Raw genomic sequence first — 16400 nt, forward strand, 5'->3', positions numbered from 1 at the left:
CTCCACCCCCGTCCCCACCCCCGCCCTCCGGGCGATACGCGTGCGAAGGAGCCCGCGATGAGCGAGATGATCACCGCGGAACTGGTCGACCTCGAAATCGACAGGTCCGCAGGAACCAAGGAAGCGGCGGCCCGTGCCCTCGCCGAGCGCATGGTGGCCCTGGGCCGGGTGACCGATCTGGACGGGTTCCTCGCCGACGTGGCGGCCCGCGAGGCGCAGATGCCGACCGGCCTCGACGGCGGCATCGGCATCCCGCACTGCCGCAGCGCCCACGTCACCGAGCCGACCCTGGCCTTCGGCCGCTCGGCCGAGGGGATCGACTTCGGGGCGCCGGACGGTCCGGCCGACCTCATCTTCCTGATCGCGGCTCCGGCGGGCGCCGACGACGCACACCTGACGATTCTCTCGTCGCTGGCACGGCAGTTGATGGACGAGGAGTTCACGACAGCGCTGCGGGCGGCGCAGGACGCCCAAACGGCAACGGACTTGATCCGGGGCAACGGGCAGGCGAGCGGGGAACAACCCGCGCGCAGCGCGGCAGAAGAAACGGCGGACCCGCAACCGGAAGACCCCGCACCCCCGGCGGAGCCGTTCCGTATCGTCGCCGTCACGTCCTGCCCCACAGGCATCGCCCACACCTACATGGCAGCCGAGTCCCTGGAAAACGCCGCCCGCGAGGCGGGCGTAGAGGTCACGGTGGAGACCCAGGGCTCAGCAGGCTTCACCCGCCTCGACCCGGCGGTCATCGAAGCCGCGGACGGCGTCATCTTCGCCCACGACGTCCCCGTACGGGACAAGGACCGCTTCGCCGGAAAGCCCACGGTCGACGTCGGCGTGAAGGCAGGCATCAGCAGGCCGGCCGAGCTCATCACGGAGGTCAGGGCGAAGGCCGCCCGCGGCGAGATCACCTCGGGTGCCAAGGCGAGCCCGGTGGACGACGCGGGTGAGAGCGGGGACGGCTACGGCACCAAGCTCCGCAAGTGGCTGATGTCCGGCGTCGGGTACCTGAGTCAAGACACTTGGAGAAAGTGCAGGTCAGAGACGCTATGGATGAAGAGTTGGAACTTTGGGCGACCCGTCAGGCGGCCAAGGTACCGAAGATTCCCGCTGAAGTCCTGCGGGAGCTGGCTGATGAACTGGGCATCGATCTGGGCGAGTAACCCGGCACGAAGGAAGAGGGCCCCACCCGTTGCGGGAGGGGCCCTCTGTCGCGTGGTTCCTGCCAGGGTTCCTTTGTAGAGCTACCCGTCCGGCAGGCTCAGATGGAGCCGAACTTGTGTAACAGAGTTGGCCGGTGGCGGCCTGCCTCAGAGTCGTGCCAGTTGGCGGATCTCTGGTAGTCCTGGATCGACGACCGAGATGCCTTGGATCACGTGCATCCCCAGAGGGAGATGGCAACGCCAAGGATGGTGACTCCTACAGGGCCAGTCGCAACGGCCGCGCCAAGCCCCGTAACGCCCAGCGAAGACGCACACTTCCAAACCTGCTGTTGTTGCTTCGAGGTCAGGGAAGGGCCGCCGGTGTACCGGTAGTTCTTTCCCTTATAAGTGAAGCAGCCAACCGACGAAGAGCAGTACTGAGTCTTAGGTACTTCCTTGAAGACGCGCTTGCCGCACTTTGAGCCGGGCGGGCAGTACTTCTTCGTCGTTACGCACTTCTTGGAGGGCGCGCAGACGCGCTTTGATGCCGCGTGCGCGGGTGCCGCTGGTCCAATGCTGAGAAACAGCACTGCGAGAGCGGTGAATGCCGCCGCGAACAGCAGCTGTAGGGACCTCCTGTTGGGCCCTGAAGTCAGAGCATTTCTACTGGCTTGCACTTCAAATCTCCCCGAAAGGCCCACACGTTGGGCCATTTTGCGTTCTTCAAGTCGTGACGGTGGTCCTGCGACTTGTGGTCCACAGCAACATCCCATATAGGGACGACAGTTGCATCCCCCTGGAAAAGGTTACGCAAGGTAAAAGCCTTTAGGCCCTTAAGGAAAGGGCTTTAGTCCTTTCCTGGGAGGTTGCGGCATAAGTGCTGATGATCCGGGCGGCGTTGCAGGCGTTGAACTGTTGCCGGGCCTCGTTGTCCGCGTACGCGATGACGTGCTTCGGGTCGGTGAGCCGGAGGGGAATCTCGTCAGTCTGACGCGAAAAGGCCGAACTTGCGTCCGGTCCTCGATCGGTCTGAGATCCTGGAGACCGATCGAGAGGGGCCGCAGGTATGGAGTGGAAGACCCACGGAGAGCGTCAGGTCTACACCAACAAGTGGGTGAATCTGTGTCTGGTCGACGTCCAACAACCCGACGGACGCAGGTGGGAGTACCACGTCGTTCGCCTTCGGCATCTGGCCGTTGCCGCCGTGGTGAACGATCGGCAAGAGGTCCTGATGATGTGGAGGCATCGCTTCATCACGGACTCGTGGGCCTGGGAGCTGCCCATGGGCCTGGTGGAGGAGGGCGAGACTCCCGAGGAGGCGGCGGCCCGCGAAGTGCTGGAAGAGACGGGTTATCAACCTGGCCCGGTCAAGTCCCTCATCTACGCCGAGCCCGCCAACGGGATCACTGATTCACAGCACCACGTCTTCCGCATTGACGGCGCCACCTACGCGGGGCCTCCGACCGAGAAGAACGAGTCGGACCGCATCGAGTGGATTCCCCTCTCGGAGGTGCGAGGGATGATCGACCGCAAGGAGATCGTGAGCAGTGGATCGCTCGTCGGCCTCCTCTACCTGCTCATGGATGAATCGATCCGCTGACCGGCGGTAGGAGTGCCCGTAGCCGCGCCTCGAAGGAGAGGGCTACGGGCTCCTGCCTGTGCGGAGCCAGCTGGTCGTAGAACTCCCTGAGATGCCCCGTCACCCGCTCGGAGGCCACCGCTGATGCGGGCGCCAAAGCCTGCGTGGCCGTGTCGCACGCCTGATCAATCTTGCCTTGATCCAACTGAGTGCGTGCCAGCCAGAACGAGTGGAACGCGCGACCGCGCTGATTAGCTTGGTCCTCCCGCCGTATCGCATCTGCGATCAGCGGTTCCGCAGTTGCGGCCTCGCCCAACTGCCCGTGAGCGATACCGGTGTCCACTATGAGCTTCGGTTCGTTGAAGTAGGCCACCCACGAAGGGTCGACGTCGCTCTCCTGGATTTGCTCGAAGTGCCGGTGCGCCTCCCCGATGGCCCGGTGAGTGGAGCTCTTGTTGCCGAGAGTGGCGTGCGCGAAGGCTTCCCGCATGGACAACATCGACAGAACGCGTGGGGTGGTGCCTAGTGCGGGCCGGGCCTGATCTTGGGCGGCGGTCACGAACGCTAGGGAGTCCGCGGGCTTGTCCTGATAGGTGGCCTGCAAGCTCATGCAGGCAAGGACGTTCGCCATGGTCTGACGGTCGTCGCTCTCCTTAGCCAGCTGCAATGCCTGCGTGAAGTAGGCGCGGGCCTGGTTGTACTGGCGAGCATCGAAGTACGTCCACCCTGCAAGGCGAGCCAGCTCGGCCGCGACCCCGTACAGGCCGTTCTGAATGGTGGCAGGTCGGCTCTCTTCCAGTAGCCCGACCACGTAGCGCAGCTGCCCGACGATGGCCGGCCGTAGCGCCTCGCCCCCATGCTGGTCATCCCGTCGCCAATAGTCCTCGATGGACGATTGAAACGCTTTGAGCGTGGCTGAGTTGAGGCTCGTCCTGGAGGTCAACGCCAAAATGCTGTCGACATCAGGCCCTGGCAGGGAAGCGTGAGTGCTCCTATCTGCTTCTGGCTCCTGGGGCACCTCAGACTCGGCAACTCCAAGGGTCTCCGGTGTCTCCCAAAGCCGCCGAGCGAGCCCGAGCATGTGCCCTGGGATGCGCAAGCCATCCGCAATGCGCTCGACCACGTCCATGTGGAGCAACTGGCGGCGCCCGGCCATTACTTCACCGACTCGACTCGGCGTCAGCTCGCATCTCCTGGCGATCATCGATGGGTAGATGCCTGCCTTGACCTTCACTATCCGGAAGATCTGGGCGAAGTCGCGTCCCTGGCACGCAGCAATCATCTCGGGATCGGTGAGCAGCCCGGCAGGGAGTTCCTGCGCACGGGCCTGCTCGGTCATCGTGAAGCTCCCACGGACTACCCAACGTTGCGGTGTGTCACCACTGGTGATGTTACCCAAGTTGGGTAATCAGCTGGGCCTTTCTGCGTGGTTGTCGAACTCGCGAAACTTCGAGCATGGAGAGCGAACAGATGCCAGCGGCTGGCCCGGTGGCGCGGGCCCTCCGGCCTGGAGTCGATTCGTTCCCCCGGCAAGGAGGAGGCGCAAGTGATCTACTACGCGGTTCGACCGGCTGTCGGTGCGCTCATGGTGGATGACCGCACCGGCAAGGCGGGTGTTGTCATGGGGCACGAGGGCCCGCACGTACAACTCCGCCCGCCTCGCGGGGGAAGAGAGTGGGAAGTCCCGCTCGAAGCCCTCCGCCAACCCACCCAATCCGAAGAGCTGAGCGCCAAGGTGTCGGTCGCCAACGGGCGGTGGGGGCTGTGAGTACCCGGGCCGTTCTCCAGCATGAGACGTGGACGCTCGAACCTGACCGAGAACCTGACGCAGAGCCGACGACGTACGCCATGCAGTGTGCTGTGGACGGTGAGACGTCACCCGGCAGTGAGGACTTTGCCGAGCCCCAAGACTGGGTCTTCGAGCATTGCGGCAAGAACCCGTCACACCACACCTACCGCGAGATCATCACGCGTCCGTGGCGGGCTTGGAGGCGAACCTGATGCGCCAAGCGATCACCTGGTTGGGACAGTTCACCGGCCCACTGCTGATCATCATGATCTCCGGATCGTGCGGCCTGGTCATCGGCTTCACTCTGGCGTCTAGCTCGACTCTCCTCTGAACGCCCGTCCCCACCGACTGAAGCCGATCGACGTGTTCCCCCACGTTCTGCGGGCTCGGTGGGGACGGGTTCCACATCTGCATCCGGCCTTGACCGGAAGACCCGATCCCCGCCCTTGATGCGAGCGGCGGGCACGAACAGCAAGAGACCGGACCACCCCTCAGCCTGGACAGCATTCCGGGTGGTCCGGTCGCGGAAGCCCTGATCAGGACCCCGGTGCCGATGGTACCGGGGTGGTCGGCGTGCTCTGCGGCGGGCGCGGCTACAACTCCGGTTCCCACTAGTCGAGTCAGAGGGAATCAATGGTGCGGTTCAATTGGTGGGAGCCCAGTTCTGGCCTCAGCCACCGAAAGTCAGCCACGACGGCGGGGGCGACGAACGGGCACGCGTCACGTGTGTCTCCAGCAACCCCGTGCCGGTCTCAGCCACGCTGCTTCGATGCGTCACGGACCGTGCCTGTGTCCGGCCTTCGCGTTGCTGACGCGGCCCTGACGAGTACGGCGTGTGGTCACCGCGGATTCCTGCTGTGCCTGGCGTGTTGGGTGTGCTGGGCTTGGTCGTGTCTGCCTCGGTGGGGCTCTCGCTGCGTCTGGCCGTGCTGCTCTGCTGCGATCTGGTTAGGGTTCTTTCCCGGTCCTGCTGCCCGCTTCTTCGGGCTTGCGGCGCGAGTGGCGGGGGCGTCGCGTAGCGGGGCGGTAGACAGGAGCGTGCGGCGGCACGGCCGCCGCGCCGCGCGGCCCGCGTCAGCGGGCCGCCTTGATCCAGTAAAGAAACTTTGGACAGCTCGCCCGCCGGGCGCCTTTGGCTTCGTCGCCTGCGTGCTGCTCCGGCGCGACTTGCCTCGTTCTGCCCGAGCGCTCCCCTGCTCGGACTTGTGAGGCAGAAAGTCCCGGTTGGTAAGCGACTGCCCATGTTCGTCAGAGTCTGTGCACCGGGTTATCCAGATCTATCCACAGGCTGACGGGGTCAGGATGCTCAGGGATGTCAATGGGCGCCCAATCGCGAAGAGTTATGCACAGCCGGTTCCCGTGGTTCATTGCGCCCATCGATCACGCCGGGCGGTCGTGCTACTGACCAGAAGGGGCGTTACCGGGATGTTCTGGGCAAGTTCAGGTCCGGCGTCACAAACGGGTCTCTGGCGATCCCCTTCCGGGGTGAGAAGGGATTCAGCAGAGAAGGCACCTCTACGCGCGTGCGGCAGGAGGTGTCCGGTTCCCGGAAGAGAGTTCCGGCTATTCGCCCTGGCGCCTTGGGGGGCCTTGGGGGTGTGTTGGCGGAAATTGGTGCCGCGTAGGTGTCACACGGAGGCCGGGTTTTTCTACCTGTAGCAGGAGAGAGCCGCGAGAAGGAGGTTCAGGCATGAGGCGGTCGGGCGTGAGCTGGCGGGAACATAGCCGACGATCGCCGGTTACCCAAACCGGCGTTTCTCCGGAACCTAGTGGTGTCCCTGCGGGTGTGTGGCCCGCGATGTACCGGAGGTGGCGAAGCGTGATGCGCAAGGCGGGATGCGTCAGCGGGTCGTACTGCCGCAGCGCGAGAAATCCGCGAGCTGTTGCCCGTGGGGCGGGATCGGTCCGGGCTGGTGTCCGACACGCACGGCAGATTGGGAGCCACGGCCTCGAAGGTCGCTTACCACGGGTGCTGTGGCCGAACCGTCATGCGGCGGAAGCGGCTTTGGTAAGCGGGGCGGTAAGGGCTGTGTGGAGTACTGGCGACATGAGTAGCGGCACGCAGGGATGGAGCGGCACGCAATGAACGGGGTGGAAATGAACGCGCAGGAAGCGGCGGAGATGACGGCTCGTCTGGCGGAAGTGGAAGACAAGCTCGTCCGGTTGGAGGAGTTGGCGCGTCAGGTGGCCGAGGGAGTGGCGGCTACTTCTTCTTCGGCTTCTCGGTGACCCCGGCAAGCTGCTGGAAGACGCCTAGCAGGCTGTCCAGTCTGGCGTTTATGGCGTCCAGGCGCCCGGAAAGTTCCATGTACTCGGGGGTGGGCATGTGTCGTTCGCCTTCTTGCTCTGCCTGGCCGGCCTTCGGGCTGGACTCGGAGGGCAAGGGGTCAGTGACGAAATTGCCCCGTCCGGGCGTGGAGTAGATCAGGCCCTCGTCCTGTAGGAGGCGCAGCGCGCTGCGGGCGGTCATGTTCGCGATCTCGTATTTGGCTTCGAGGTCGCGTGAGGACGGGACGCGTTCGCCCGGCTTGATGCGGCCGGATCGGATCTGCTGGCGGATCTCGTCGGCGACCAGCTTGTAAGGCGGAGTGTGGGAATCCCTCGGCAGACTCATAGGCCGAGGGTAGCCCGCCTAGCACACCCACCGCACTAGATCGGTCGCACACCCATCAGTCCAGTGGTCTAGCGCGCTCGGTGGGATGGGTGCGCTAGGTGGTTGACGGGGGCGTCGGTCGTAGTGCAGTGTTGAACCCGCACCGCCACCCCGGTGGTGCTCAACGGAAGGAAGTAACACCCATGGCGCGTATTCGCGTTGGCCTGCTGGAGACCACCACGTTCATGGTCGGCACGCTGCCGGTGCCGAAGTACACGGACCAGGAGAAGACGACGCTGGCGACGGACCGCGAGACGGGACAGCCGCTCTACACGGTGACCGTGTTCCTCATGGAAGAGGAGCGGGCTGAGGCCCTGAAGATCACGGTTCCGAAGGACGGTCTGCCGAACGGGCTCATGCCCGGCATGCCGGTCCGGCCGGTGGAGCTGTTCGCGACCCCGTGGGCGCGGATCTTCAACGGGTCGCTGATGGACGGCATCGCCTACCGGGCCATGTCGCTGGAACTGGTCACTCCGGCGCCTGCGGCCGAGCCGGTCAAGAAGGCTGCCGCGTGAGCGAGGAATCGCTTCGGCCCTGGGGTGAGCGCGTCTACCCGATGCCTCACTCCGGGCCGGACCCCCGGTTCAGCGAATCCCTCGTCAACTCCATTGCCGCGCTGCTCGTCGGCTACGGCTACCCGCCGGTGACGAACGTGTGGGACTGGAGCGAACTCGAAATGGCCGTTGCGGCCTTCCTCTACGAATCAAAGGAGAAGTGAATGTCAGTGGAGGAGGTGGTCGGCTACGCCCCTCTCGTGCTGGGGGCGGGCCTCGCCCTCATCGCCTTGTGGGCGGTGCTGTGGATAGTGCGCTATGCGTTGGCCGACACGATGATGAGGGCCAGCATCCGCCAAGCCGTGCGGGTGCGCCGGACCTGGAAGCGGCTCGCGCCGATGGCCGGACTCTCGGTCACCGACAAGACGCCCACCGCCCTCGCGTCCCTGTCGGCCACGGACGGCAAGGCACCGAAACCGCGGGTTCTCATCCCGGCCCTGAAGGTGAAGCCGGACCGGTTCGGCGTCGTGGTGCGGGCCAACTGCCTGCCCAAGGTGAGCCTGGAGGAGTTCCAGAAGGCTGCCCCGTATCTGGCGGACGCGTGGCGCTGTGAGCGGGTCTCGGTCCTGCCGGACGGCCCCGGCCAGGTGATCATTCGGGGTGTGCGGGTGGACCCACTCATCACCCGAACCGAGCATGTGCCCACGGGCGCGGTGCCCGAGAAGGCGGCGACCTGGGATCTGGGCGTGGATGAGTACGCCCAGCCGGTGACGGTCGACCTGTCACAGGTTCCGGGTGTGACCGTGGCTGGCCTGCCCGGCTTCGGCAAGACCTCTCTCATCAACCGCCTGGTCTGCGACTGGGCGCCCTCGACCGCGATTCAGTTTGTCGGCTTCGACGGCAAGGTCTCAAAGGCTCATGAGGGGGACTACGCCGACCTGGTCAAGCGCATGTACGCCTTCGTCGGTGACGACCTGGAGGACGCCCACAAGCTGTTCAATCGGCTCGTGGACTTGCGTCGTGCGCGCTCCTCTTCGATCCGGTCCGTACTGGGCGTCAAGAGCATGTGGGATGTCGGCCCGTCCGCAGCCTGGCCGCTTGTGGTGGCGATCATCGACGAAGCCCACACCTACTTCCGCGAGTACAAGGGCAACGACCCCGAGACGAAGAAGCTCGCCCGCCTTGCGGCCGAGAATGCCCGGCTCGTTGAGGACCTCGTCAAGAAGGGCCGCAGCGTCGGCGTCCTGGTCATCCTGGCCACGCAGAAGTCCACGGGGGATGCGATCCCGACGTTCATCCGTGACGTGTGCCCGGTCGGTCTGTCGTTCGCGCAGAAGACTGCCGAAGCGGCGGTGGCTGCGCTGGGGGAGGACATCCGCAACTGGGACGACGCCAACCCCATCAACCTCCAGGACCCGGCCTATGTCGGTGTCGCGTCCATGAGCCACCAGTCCCGGCCCGGCTTCGCCCGCATCCGGACCCCGTATGTGTCCGACGCGGACGCGGCCCGCATCGCCGCCGACACCGCCCACCTCGCTCACGACCCCATGGACCTCCTCATCGCGCACACGGGCCTGAGCCTGTCCAAGGTCGATGACCTCTCCGACCTCTTCGGGGAGGAACCTGAGGCTGCCTGACTCGAACACCCCGTACCGACTGGCCCTTTGGAAGGAGGTGAACCCTCATGACTGAGGACCGGATCACTCAGCGCACCGTGACCGTGGTCATGGTCGTCATCGCCGCCCTGGCGTTCGTCTTCTCCTTCGGCAACGTCTGGTCGCTGGCCCTGCGGCTTGGCGTCCCGGCCCCCATCGCACCCCTGATCGCCCCCATGGTCGACCTGTCGGTGGTCGGGCTCCTGGTGGCCCTGCGCTACCTCTCCCTGCGTGGCGTCCCACCGGAGCAGATGAAAGCAGCCACGCGGCTGATGCACGTATCCGGACTGCTGACCTTGGCCCTCAACATCGCCGAACCCATCGCCGCCGGACACTACGGCCGCGCCGCCATAGACGCGGTCGCCCCCTTGCTCCTCCTCGGATGGGGCACGGTCGGCCCGCAGCTCCTGCGCCACTTCCACACCGTGAGCGACACGACACCCGCCCTGGCCTCGATCAGCGAACCGGCCCCGGCCGCTGCCGAGATGACGCCGGAACCGGAACCGCTCCCCGCCGTTGTGGATGCGGAACCGGCACCTGCTCCGGCTCCCGCTCCGGCTCCGCCCGTCCCGGCCACGCCCGCGCCGGTGCCTGCGGCGAAGGTCCCTGAGCCGCTTCTCAACGAAGCCCGCTCGATCGCCTCGGCTCATCGCGCCGAACACGGCGAGAGCATCACCCCGGCCCAGCTCAAGCGACGCCTCGGTGTCGGCCTGCCCATGGCTACCGCCCTGCACACCGCTCTGTTGGCCTGATCCCTCCGCCGACCTCCCCGGCAATCCCATTCGCCCCCCGCCCCACCGGGCTCGGTCCGCCATGCCTCCGGGCAGCAACCGCCCTCACCTGCCGTTGCTGCCCGGCGGCCCCACCTCGCGCCAGAAGGGACACCCGCAACAATGGCCCGCCCTCTCGACCTGCGCCACGTGATCAGCCCCGCCGTGCGGGACCTCATCGAACTGGCCAACCTCCACGACTTCGACCGCGTCACCGAGCAAGTCCGCAACCTGCGCGGCTGCACCCGCCCCGTCAACCTCGTCGGCTGGACCACCACCAGCGACAAGACGACCAAGAACGTTCTGCGCTCCTACTCCACTGCTGATGAACCCACCGGACGGCTCCTGACCGCGTGCGGCAACCGCCGCTCCTCTCGCTGCCCGGCCTGCTCCCGCCTCTACGCCGCCGACACTTACCACCTGATCAAGGCCGGACTGTCAGGCGGCAAGACCGTCCCCGAAACCGTCCGCACCCACCCCCGCGTGTTCGCCACACTCACCGCCCCCTCCTTCGGCCCCGTCCACAACCGCCCCACCACCAACGCGGGCAAGCCCCTGCCCTGCCGCTGCGGCGCCCACCACCCCGAAGATGCCCCGCAGTTGGGCACGCCGCTGAATCCCGCCACGTACGACTACACGGGCGCGGTGCTGTGGAACGCGCATGCAGGGTCCCTGTGGGCACGCTTCACCACCTACCTCCGCCGCGCACTTGCCGCCCACCTCGGCATGACACAGAAGGCGCTGAACGCCGCCGTGCGTATCTCGTTCGCCAAGGTCGCTGAGTACCAAAAGCGCGGCCTGGTCCACTTCCACGCCGTGATCCGCTTCGACGGCCCCGACGGCTACACCACCGAGCCCCCCGCCTGGGCCACTGCCGATGCCCTCGACCACGCCGTACAGACTGCTGCCCGCCGCTCTGTGCTCACCGTGGAATCAGACGCCATCGGCGAACGCGAGATCACCTGGGGCGACCGGATCGACGTGCGCGAGATTGCTGCTCTTGGGGACGGCGAACTCACTGACCAGAAGGTAGCCGCCTACGTCGCCAAGTACGCCACCAAGAGCGCCGAAGGCTCCGGCACCGTCGACCGCACCCTTGTCTGCCGCCCCTGCCAAGGTCGCGGCCACGTGCGCGGCCCGGACGGCTTCCACGACCTGTGCACGGACTGCGACGGCACCGGACAAGCCGAACCCTTGCGTGACCTGCGCGTACAGCAGCACGTCCGCCAGATGATCCGCGCCGCCTGGGCGCTGGGCCACTTGCCCGAATTCGCTGAGCTCAAGCTCTGGAAGTGGGCCCACATGCTCGGCTTCCGCGGCCACTTCTCCACCAAATCCCGCCGCTACTCCACCACCCTCGGCGCTCTGCGCGACGTACGCCGAGCCTGGCGCACCGCGCAAACCGAGCAAGCCCGCATCCGTGCCGGCCACCCCGCTCCCGAGGAGAACACCACTCTCGTCACCGACTCCTCATGGCAGTACCTCGCCTCCGGCTACCGCCCCGGCGAAGAACTCCTAGCTGCTCACGCCCGCTACGAACGCGAGCAAGCCCAAGAGCAGAAGGCACGTGCCAAGACGGAAGGGGAGCCCTGGCAATGATGGTCGCGACCCTGAACGCTGAGCGGCTGTTGCCCCGTGACGAAGACCAGGTGACGCAGCGCATCGAGGAATGGGCCACCGCGCAAGCAAAAGCTGTCCCCCGCCTGGGAGAGGGACAGCTTGAGGAACTGCGCGAACTTCTTCAGTAGCGCTTCCTCGGTACCGGCTCCAACAGGTCAACATCGAACCTGCTGCTCCGTGAGCGGCCTTGAGGGAGCGGGTGGACGATGACGGCTTGCAGCACGATCGCTATGGCAGTGCGCCTCTGCCGCATGTCGAACTCCTTTTCCCAGCGTTCCGCAGAGAACCCGGCGAGGAAGTTCTTGGCGGCTTGCTCCGCGTAGAAGTCGTCACGGTCCTTCTGCGACGCGGCGACCTGGGCATCATTGTCGTCCTTGAACTCCAGGTACTCGGAAAGGCCGATCTCCCCGGCCTTGTACGCGTCCTTGATCTCCTGCTGCTTGGCCAGCAGAGCATTAAGCGTCTCCTCGCCGTACCAAGACCGCTCCTGAGGAACCAGCTCTGAGTACTGCTCCTCAAGAACCTTGATCACCATGCGCTTTATGGCATCGTCCATGAGATCGGCACGGCGGCTCACCTTGTTGCACCGTGGGTCCCCGCACCGGTACCGGTCCTGCTTGTTCGTGCCGGTAGGGCCCATCCCCTTCATCTTCGCGAGACACATCGTGCCGTCATCCTTGACGTATCCGCATCGCGCGATGTTCGTCAGAAGGAACCGGCGGGTCGCCTCGGCGATCCCCCGGTAGTCCTTCCGCCCTTCTCGCTTCACCTTCTCGCGGTAACGAGTCGACGCCGTGTCCCCCTCGGGGTTGAACCAGACGTTGCAGCGGGCAACGAGCCTGCGCCACTCCTCCGGCGTACAGACGGTCTCCCACTTACCGATGACGGGCTTGCCGGTCTTTCGGTCGTGTACCAACTCGCCGTTGATCATGCGGTATCCGCAGAGCGCGGGATTCGTGAGCATGTACTGAACCGGGGTCGTGGACCATTTGTTGCCACGCACAGTCAGATAGCCGCTGTCGTCCAGGTGCTTGACGATGGTCGCCCAGTGCTTGCCCTTCAGGGCCAACTCGACGGCCTCGCGCAAGACTTTGGCTTCCTCGGGCTCCAGCTTCTCATTGACCTTGCGGCCCGCCTTCGGGTCTGCGGGCTTCCATCCGAACCGGCGTGGCCCGCTCGGCGTTCCCTCAAATGCCTGGTCCCGGACGTTGCGACTCACGCGCCGTTTGACCTTGACCACTTCGCGTTCACCCATGGCAGAGGTGAGCAGACCACGCAGCATCTGGGTGTGTCAATTTAACGGTTGATCTTGCCCGTTCGGATGGTTACTTCACGGCCGGGGTGAGTCGGCCTTCGAAGGCGATCTGGAAGGCATTCAAGGGTGCCTTCCAGCGCATGGTCCAGCGTTTGCGGCCCTTGCCGGTCGGGTCGAGTGACATCAACGCCATGTAAACGCACTTGAGGGCCGCGGACTCGTTCGGGAAGTGCCCGCGGGCGCGAACGGCCTTGCGGATCCGAGCGTTCACGCTCTCGATGGCATTCGTGCTGCAGATCACCTTCCTGATTTCGACGTCGAAGGAGAGGAAGGGAACGAACTCGGCCCAGGCGTCGGACCACAGCTTCACGACTGCCGGGCACTTGGTGCCCCAGGCGTCGCTGAACTCGAGGAACCTCTCGGTGGCTGCGGCTTCGTTCGGCGCCGTATATACGGGCTTGAGGGCCTTGGCGACCTTGTCCCAGTCCTGCCTGGCCACGTATCGGAAACTGTTGCGCAAAAGGTGAACGATGCAGGTCTGAACTACCGTGCGGGGCCAGACCGTCTCGACGGCGTCCGGCAGGCCCTTGAGCCCGTCGCAGACGAGCATCAGCACATCCTGCACTCCGCGGTTCTTGAGTTCCGTGAAGACGGAAAGCCAGTGCTTGGCACCCTCTCCTCCGTCGCCGGCCCAGATCCCGAGAATGTCGCGGGTCCCTTCGGCGGTCACCGCCAAGGCCACATAAATGGGCCTGTTGGCCACATGGCCATCGCGGATTTTCACGTTGATAGCGTCCACGAACACCACGGGATAGACGGGGTCGAGCGGACGAGACTGCCATTCGGCCATGCCGTCCATCACCTTGTCGGTGATGGTGGTGATGGTCTGCTTCGACACATTCGCGCCGTACACCTCGGCCAGGTGAGCCGAAATCTCGCCGTGCGTCAGCCCTTTTGCGGAGAGCGACAAGACCATCTCGTCGACGCCGGTGAGCCGTCGCTGCCGCTTCTTGACGATCTGCGGCTCGAAGCTGCCCTCGACGTCACGCGGCACGGATATCTCGACCGGGCCGACGTCGGTGAGCACAGTCTTGGAGCGAGTTCCGTTGCGGGAGTTGCCGCTGTCACGGCCGGCCGGATCGTGCTTCTCATAGCCGAGGTGGCCGGTGATCTCGCCCTCCAGGGCGGACTCCAGCACCCGCTTGGTGAGTTGCTGCAGCAGCCCGCCCTCGCCGGTCAACTGCAGACCCTCGAACCGGGCCCGGTCCACCAGCATCCCGATCAGCTGATCGTCGACCGTGTCCACGGCCTCGACCGCAGGCATCTCAGGGGCCTCTGTTGTTGCGTCAGTCACTTGGTGGTTCCACTTCTCCAGGCCAGCGATCAAGCCAACCTGACATAGATGGGCGATCCACCGTTAATCAGACACTCCCCAGCATCTCGGCATCGTTGTGTACATCGAGGACAGTCTTGGTGTCCGTGATGGCGTACAGCCCGTTCTTATCCACGGTGAGTGCACGGTGCAGCTTGAGATAGTCCTCGGGGAGGCGGACGACGCGTTCCTCCTCCACGACGAATAGGCCGAGGATGGGGTGCCCCTCCTCGACCTTGCGGGCGCGTAGATCGCGTACCAGACGCAAAAAGGCTGGCCGTTCGATGTCGGGGTCTGCGGCTGTGATGTGGTTGTCCGTGTAGCGGTACACGATCGCGCATCCGTGCTGCTCGGCGAACTCGTCGCAGTTGCGGTGCTGTCGGCCGACACCCTTCTCTTCGCGCCGGTCCTGGGTGATCCGGGCGTACGAGCAACAGGGTTTGCGGTCTCCAAGCCACTCCTCGAAGGTTCGCCCTTCGGCAAGTGCCCGTTGAAGGTCGGGGTGCATCTGCCACTTGGAAGACGGCTTAGCCACTGCTAGCCTCCGATCGGAAGGTCAAGTACCTAGGCGATAGTAGGCCGTCAGTTACATGGTCCCGTTCGTCGCCGCGGGCGGCCTCCTCATCGCACTGGGCTTCGCCATCGGCGGCTGGAAGATCGACAAGGCGCCGTCCGTCGCCGAGCACTTCGTGTGGACGGACACCACCAGCTGGGCCGCGCTCCTCTTCCAGATCGGCGGGCTCGCCTTCGCCTTCCTGGTGCCGGTCCTCGCGGGCTACATCGCGTACGGAATGGCCGACCGGCCAGGACTTGTCCCCGGTTTCGTCGGCGGCTCCGTCGCGGTCACGATCAACGCGGGCTTCCTGGGCGGCCTGGCGGCGGGCCTGATCGCGGGTGCGGTCGTGATGGGCATCCAGCGCGTGCGGATCCCGGCCGTGCTGCGGGGCATCATGCCCGTGGTCGTGATCCCGCTGATCTCGTCCGCGATCGTCGGCTTCCTGATGTTCCTCGTCATCGGGAAGCCCATCGCCTCGCTGCAGAGCGCGCTCACGGACTGGCTGGAGGGCCTGTCCGGCGCCAACGCGATCATCCTCGGCGTCATCCTCGGCCTGATGATGTGCTTCGACCTGGGCGGCCCGCTGAACAAGGTCGCGTACGCCTTCGCCGTCGGCGGCCTCGCCAACCCGACCGAGGGCAGCTTCAAGGTCATGGCCGCGGTGATGGCGGCCGGTATGGTCCCGCCGCTGGCCATGGCGCTGGCGACCACCGTCCGCGGGCGTCTCTTCACCAAGACCGAGCGCGAGAACGGCAAGGCGGCCTGGTTCCTGGGCGCCTCCTTCATCACGGAGGGCGCCATCCCGTTCGCCGCGGCCGACCCGCTGCGGGTGATCCCCGCCTCGATGCTGGGCGGTGCGGTCACCGGTGCCCTGTCGATGGCCTTCGGCTGCACGCTGCGGGCCCCGCACGGCGGCATCTTCGTGGTGCCGCTCATCGGGCAGCCGCTGCTGTACCTGGTGGCGATCGTCGCCGGTGTCGGCGTCTCGACCGTGGCGGTCATCCTGCTCAAGGGCGCCCGGAAGACGGCCCCTTCGGAGAGCGCCACCGGGGCCGAGGAGGCCACGGCGGAGGAGCGGGTGCCGGCGGCGGTCTGAGCCCGGCCACCCGAACTCCGGGTGTTCGGCCCCTTCGGCCCCTTCAGCCCCTATGAGGGGGGTTGTGCGACATGCGTCACTTCAGGACGTAAGTCCCACAACCCCCCTGTCGTTGGGCCCGGGTCGTGATGTCTACTGTGCGGCATGTTCCAGAATGTCTCGATCCTCCAGCAGGCAGGCGTGGCCGTACTTGCCGCGGCGACCGTCGTCTGGGCCGTGGGCCTGGTGCGCGTGATGCGGCGCGATCAGGTCGACGTGGACGTCTGGCGCCGGTCCCAGGCGCTGCGCGCGCTGCCCGCGCAGACGGGCCCGCCGCGCGCGGAGACGGTCGAACTGACGCCGGACGAGCGGGCCGCCTTCGCGGGCCTCGTGCGACAGTTCGGCGACGGCCGCCCCTGAGGCGGAAATCTGCCCCTATTTGT

Annotated in this window: 15 protein-coding genes and 2 pseudogenes; 12 read left to right on the forward strand and 5 right to left on the reverse strand. The window is 65.8% G+C overall.

Features of this window, described 5'->3' with window-relative positions:
* Window positions 1-57: 57 nt before the first annotated feature.
* A pseudogene (locus OG302_RS24285) lies at window positions 58-1008 on the forward strand (fructose PTS transporter subunit IIA); the annotation flags it as partial.
* 1197 nt (window positions 1009-2205) lie between these two features.
* Window positions 2206-2739, forward strand: a complete 534-nt coding sequence (locus OG302_RS24290; RefSeq protein ID WP_371528705.1) for an NUDIX hydrolase — start codon at window positions 2206-2208, stop codon at window positions 2737-2739.
* Here OG302_RS24290 and OG302_RS24295 read toward each other — a convergent pair.
* A complete protein-coding gene (locus tag OG302_RS24295; protein ID WP_371528706.1) occupies window positions 2717-4057 on the reverse strand; it encodes a helix-turn-helix domain-containing protein in 1341 nt (446 codons plus the stop codon). The genes OG302_RS24290 and OG302_RS24295 overlap by 23 nt on opposite strands.
* A 246-nt stretch (window positions 4058-4303) precedes the next feature.
* Here OG302_RS24295 and OG302_RS24300 point away from each other — a divergent pair, with 246 nt between their 5' ends.
* Together OG302_RS24300 and OG302_RS24305 are read left to right on the forward strand one after the other, a co-directional pair.
* Window positions 4304-4486: a hypothetical protein gene (locus tag OG302_RS24300; protein WP_371750215.1), complete on the forward strand. Its 183-nt coding sequence runs from the start codon at window positions 4304-4306 to the stop codon at window positions 4484-4486.
* Window positions 4474-4719, forward strand: a complete 246-nt coding sequence (locus OG302_RS24305) for a hypothetical protein (protein ID WP_371528707.1) — start codon at window positions 4474-4476, stop codon at window positions 4717-4719. Before OG302_RS24300 ends, OG302_RS24305 begins: the two co-directional genes overlap by 13 nt.
* Before the next feature lie 1991 nt (window positions 4720-6710).
* Here OG302_RS24305 and OG302_RS24310 read toward each other — a convergent pair.
* The gene (locus OG302_RS24310; protein ID WP_371528708.1) at window positions 6711-7121 is read right to left on the reverse strand and encodes a GntR family transcriptional regulator; all 411 of its coding nucleotides are present in this window, start codon (window positions 7119-7121) and stop codon (window positions 6711-6713) included.
* 182 nt (window positions 7122-7303) lie between these two features.
* On the opposite strand from OG302_RS24310, the gene OG302_RS24315 reads away from it, so the two are divergent.
* From OG302_RS24315 to OG302_RS24340, 6 genes are all read left to right on the forward strand, one after another.
* A complete protein-coding gene (locus OG302_RS24315) occupies window positions 7304-7675 on the forward strand; it encodes a hypothetical protein (RefSeq protein WP_371528709.1) in 372 nt (123 codons plus the stop codon).
* Complete coding sequence (locus OG302_RS24320) at window positions 7672-7878, forward strand: hypothetical protein (protein ID WP_371528710.1); 207 nt, start codon at window positions 7672-7674, stop codon at window positions 7876-7878. Before OG302_RS24315 ends, OG302_RS24320 begins: the two co-directional genes overlap by 4 nt.
* Complete coding sequence (locus OG302_RS24325; RefSeq protein ID WP_371528711.1) at window positions 7879-9291, forward strand: FtsK/SpoIIIE domain-containing protein; 1413 nt, start codon at window positions 7879-7881, stop codon at window positions 9289-9291.
* Window positions 9292-9338: 47 nt separating this feature from the next.
* Window positions 9339-10061 carry a DUF2637 domain-containing protein gene (locus OG302_RS24330; RefSeq protein WP_371528712.1) on the forward strand — a complete coding sequence of 241 codons (723 nt, stop codon included), beginning with the start codon at window positions 9339-9341 and terminating at the stop codon, window positions 10059-10061.
* A gap of 141 nt (window positions 10062-10202) precedes the next feature.
* Window positions 10203-11678, forward strand: coding sequence for a replication initiator (locus OG302_RS24335; protein WP_371528713.1), 1476 nt, complete (start codon window positions 10203-10205; stop codon window positions 11676-11678).
* On the forward strand, window positions 11675-11827 hold the full coding sequence (locus tag OG302_RS24340; protein WP_371528714.1) for a hypothetical protein: 153 nt from the start codon (window positions 11675-11677) through the stop codon (window positions 11825-11827). The genes OG302_RS24335 and OG302_RS24340 overlap by 4 nt, the downstream gene beginning before the upstream one ends.
* Here the strand turns inward: OG302_RS24340 and OG302_RS24345 are convergent.
* From OG302_RS24345 to OG302_RS24355, 3 genes are all read right to left on the reverse strand, one after another.
* A complete protein-coding gene (locus tag OG302_RS24345; RefSeq protein ID WP_371528715.1) occupies window positions 11821-12981 on the reverse strand; it encodes a recombinase family protein in 1161 nt (386 codons plus the stop codon). The two genes, OG302_RS24340 and OG302_RS24345, sit on opposite strands and share 7 nt — an antisense overlap.
* A gap of 43 nt (window positions 12982-13024) precedes the next feature.
* On the reverse strand, window positions 13025-14278 hold the full coding sequence (locus OG302_RS24350; RefSeq protein WP_371524805.1) for an IS256 family transposase: 1254 nt from the start codon (window positions 14276-14278) through the stop codon (window positions 13025-13027).
* A 97-nt stretch (window positions 14279-14375) separates the two neighbouring features.
* Entirely contained in the window at window positions 14376-14834 is a 459-nt protein-coding gene (locus tag OG302_RS24355) for a recombinase family protein (RefSeq protein ID WP_371528716.1), read from the reverse strand.
* Window positions 14835-14907: 73 nt separating this feature from the next.
* Here OG302_RS24355 and OG302_RS24360 point away from each other — a divergent pair.
* A pseudogene (locus OG302_RS24360) lies at window positions 14908-15978 on the forward strand (PTS fructose transporter subunit IIC); the annotation flags it as partial.
* Between the two features lie 144 nt (window positions 15979-16122).
* Entirely contained in the window at window positions 16123-16377 is a 255-nt protein-coding gene (locus OG302_RS24365; protein ID WP_371528717.1) for a hypothetical protein, read from the forward strand.
* Window positions 16378-16400: the final 23 nt, after the last annotated feature.

The sequence above is a fragment of the Streptomyces sp. NBC_01283 genome (genome assembly GCF_041435335.1).
In the GTDB taxonomy this organism is placed as follows: Bacteria; Actinomycetota; Actinomycetes; order Streptomycetales; family Streptomycetaceae; genus Streptomyces.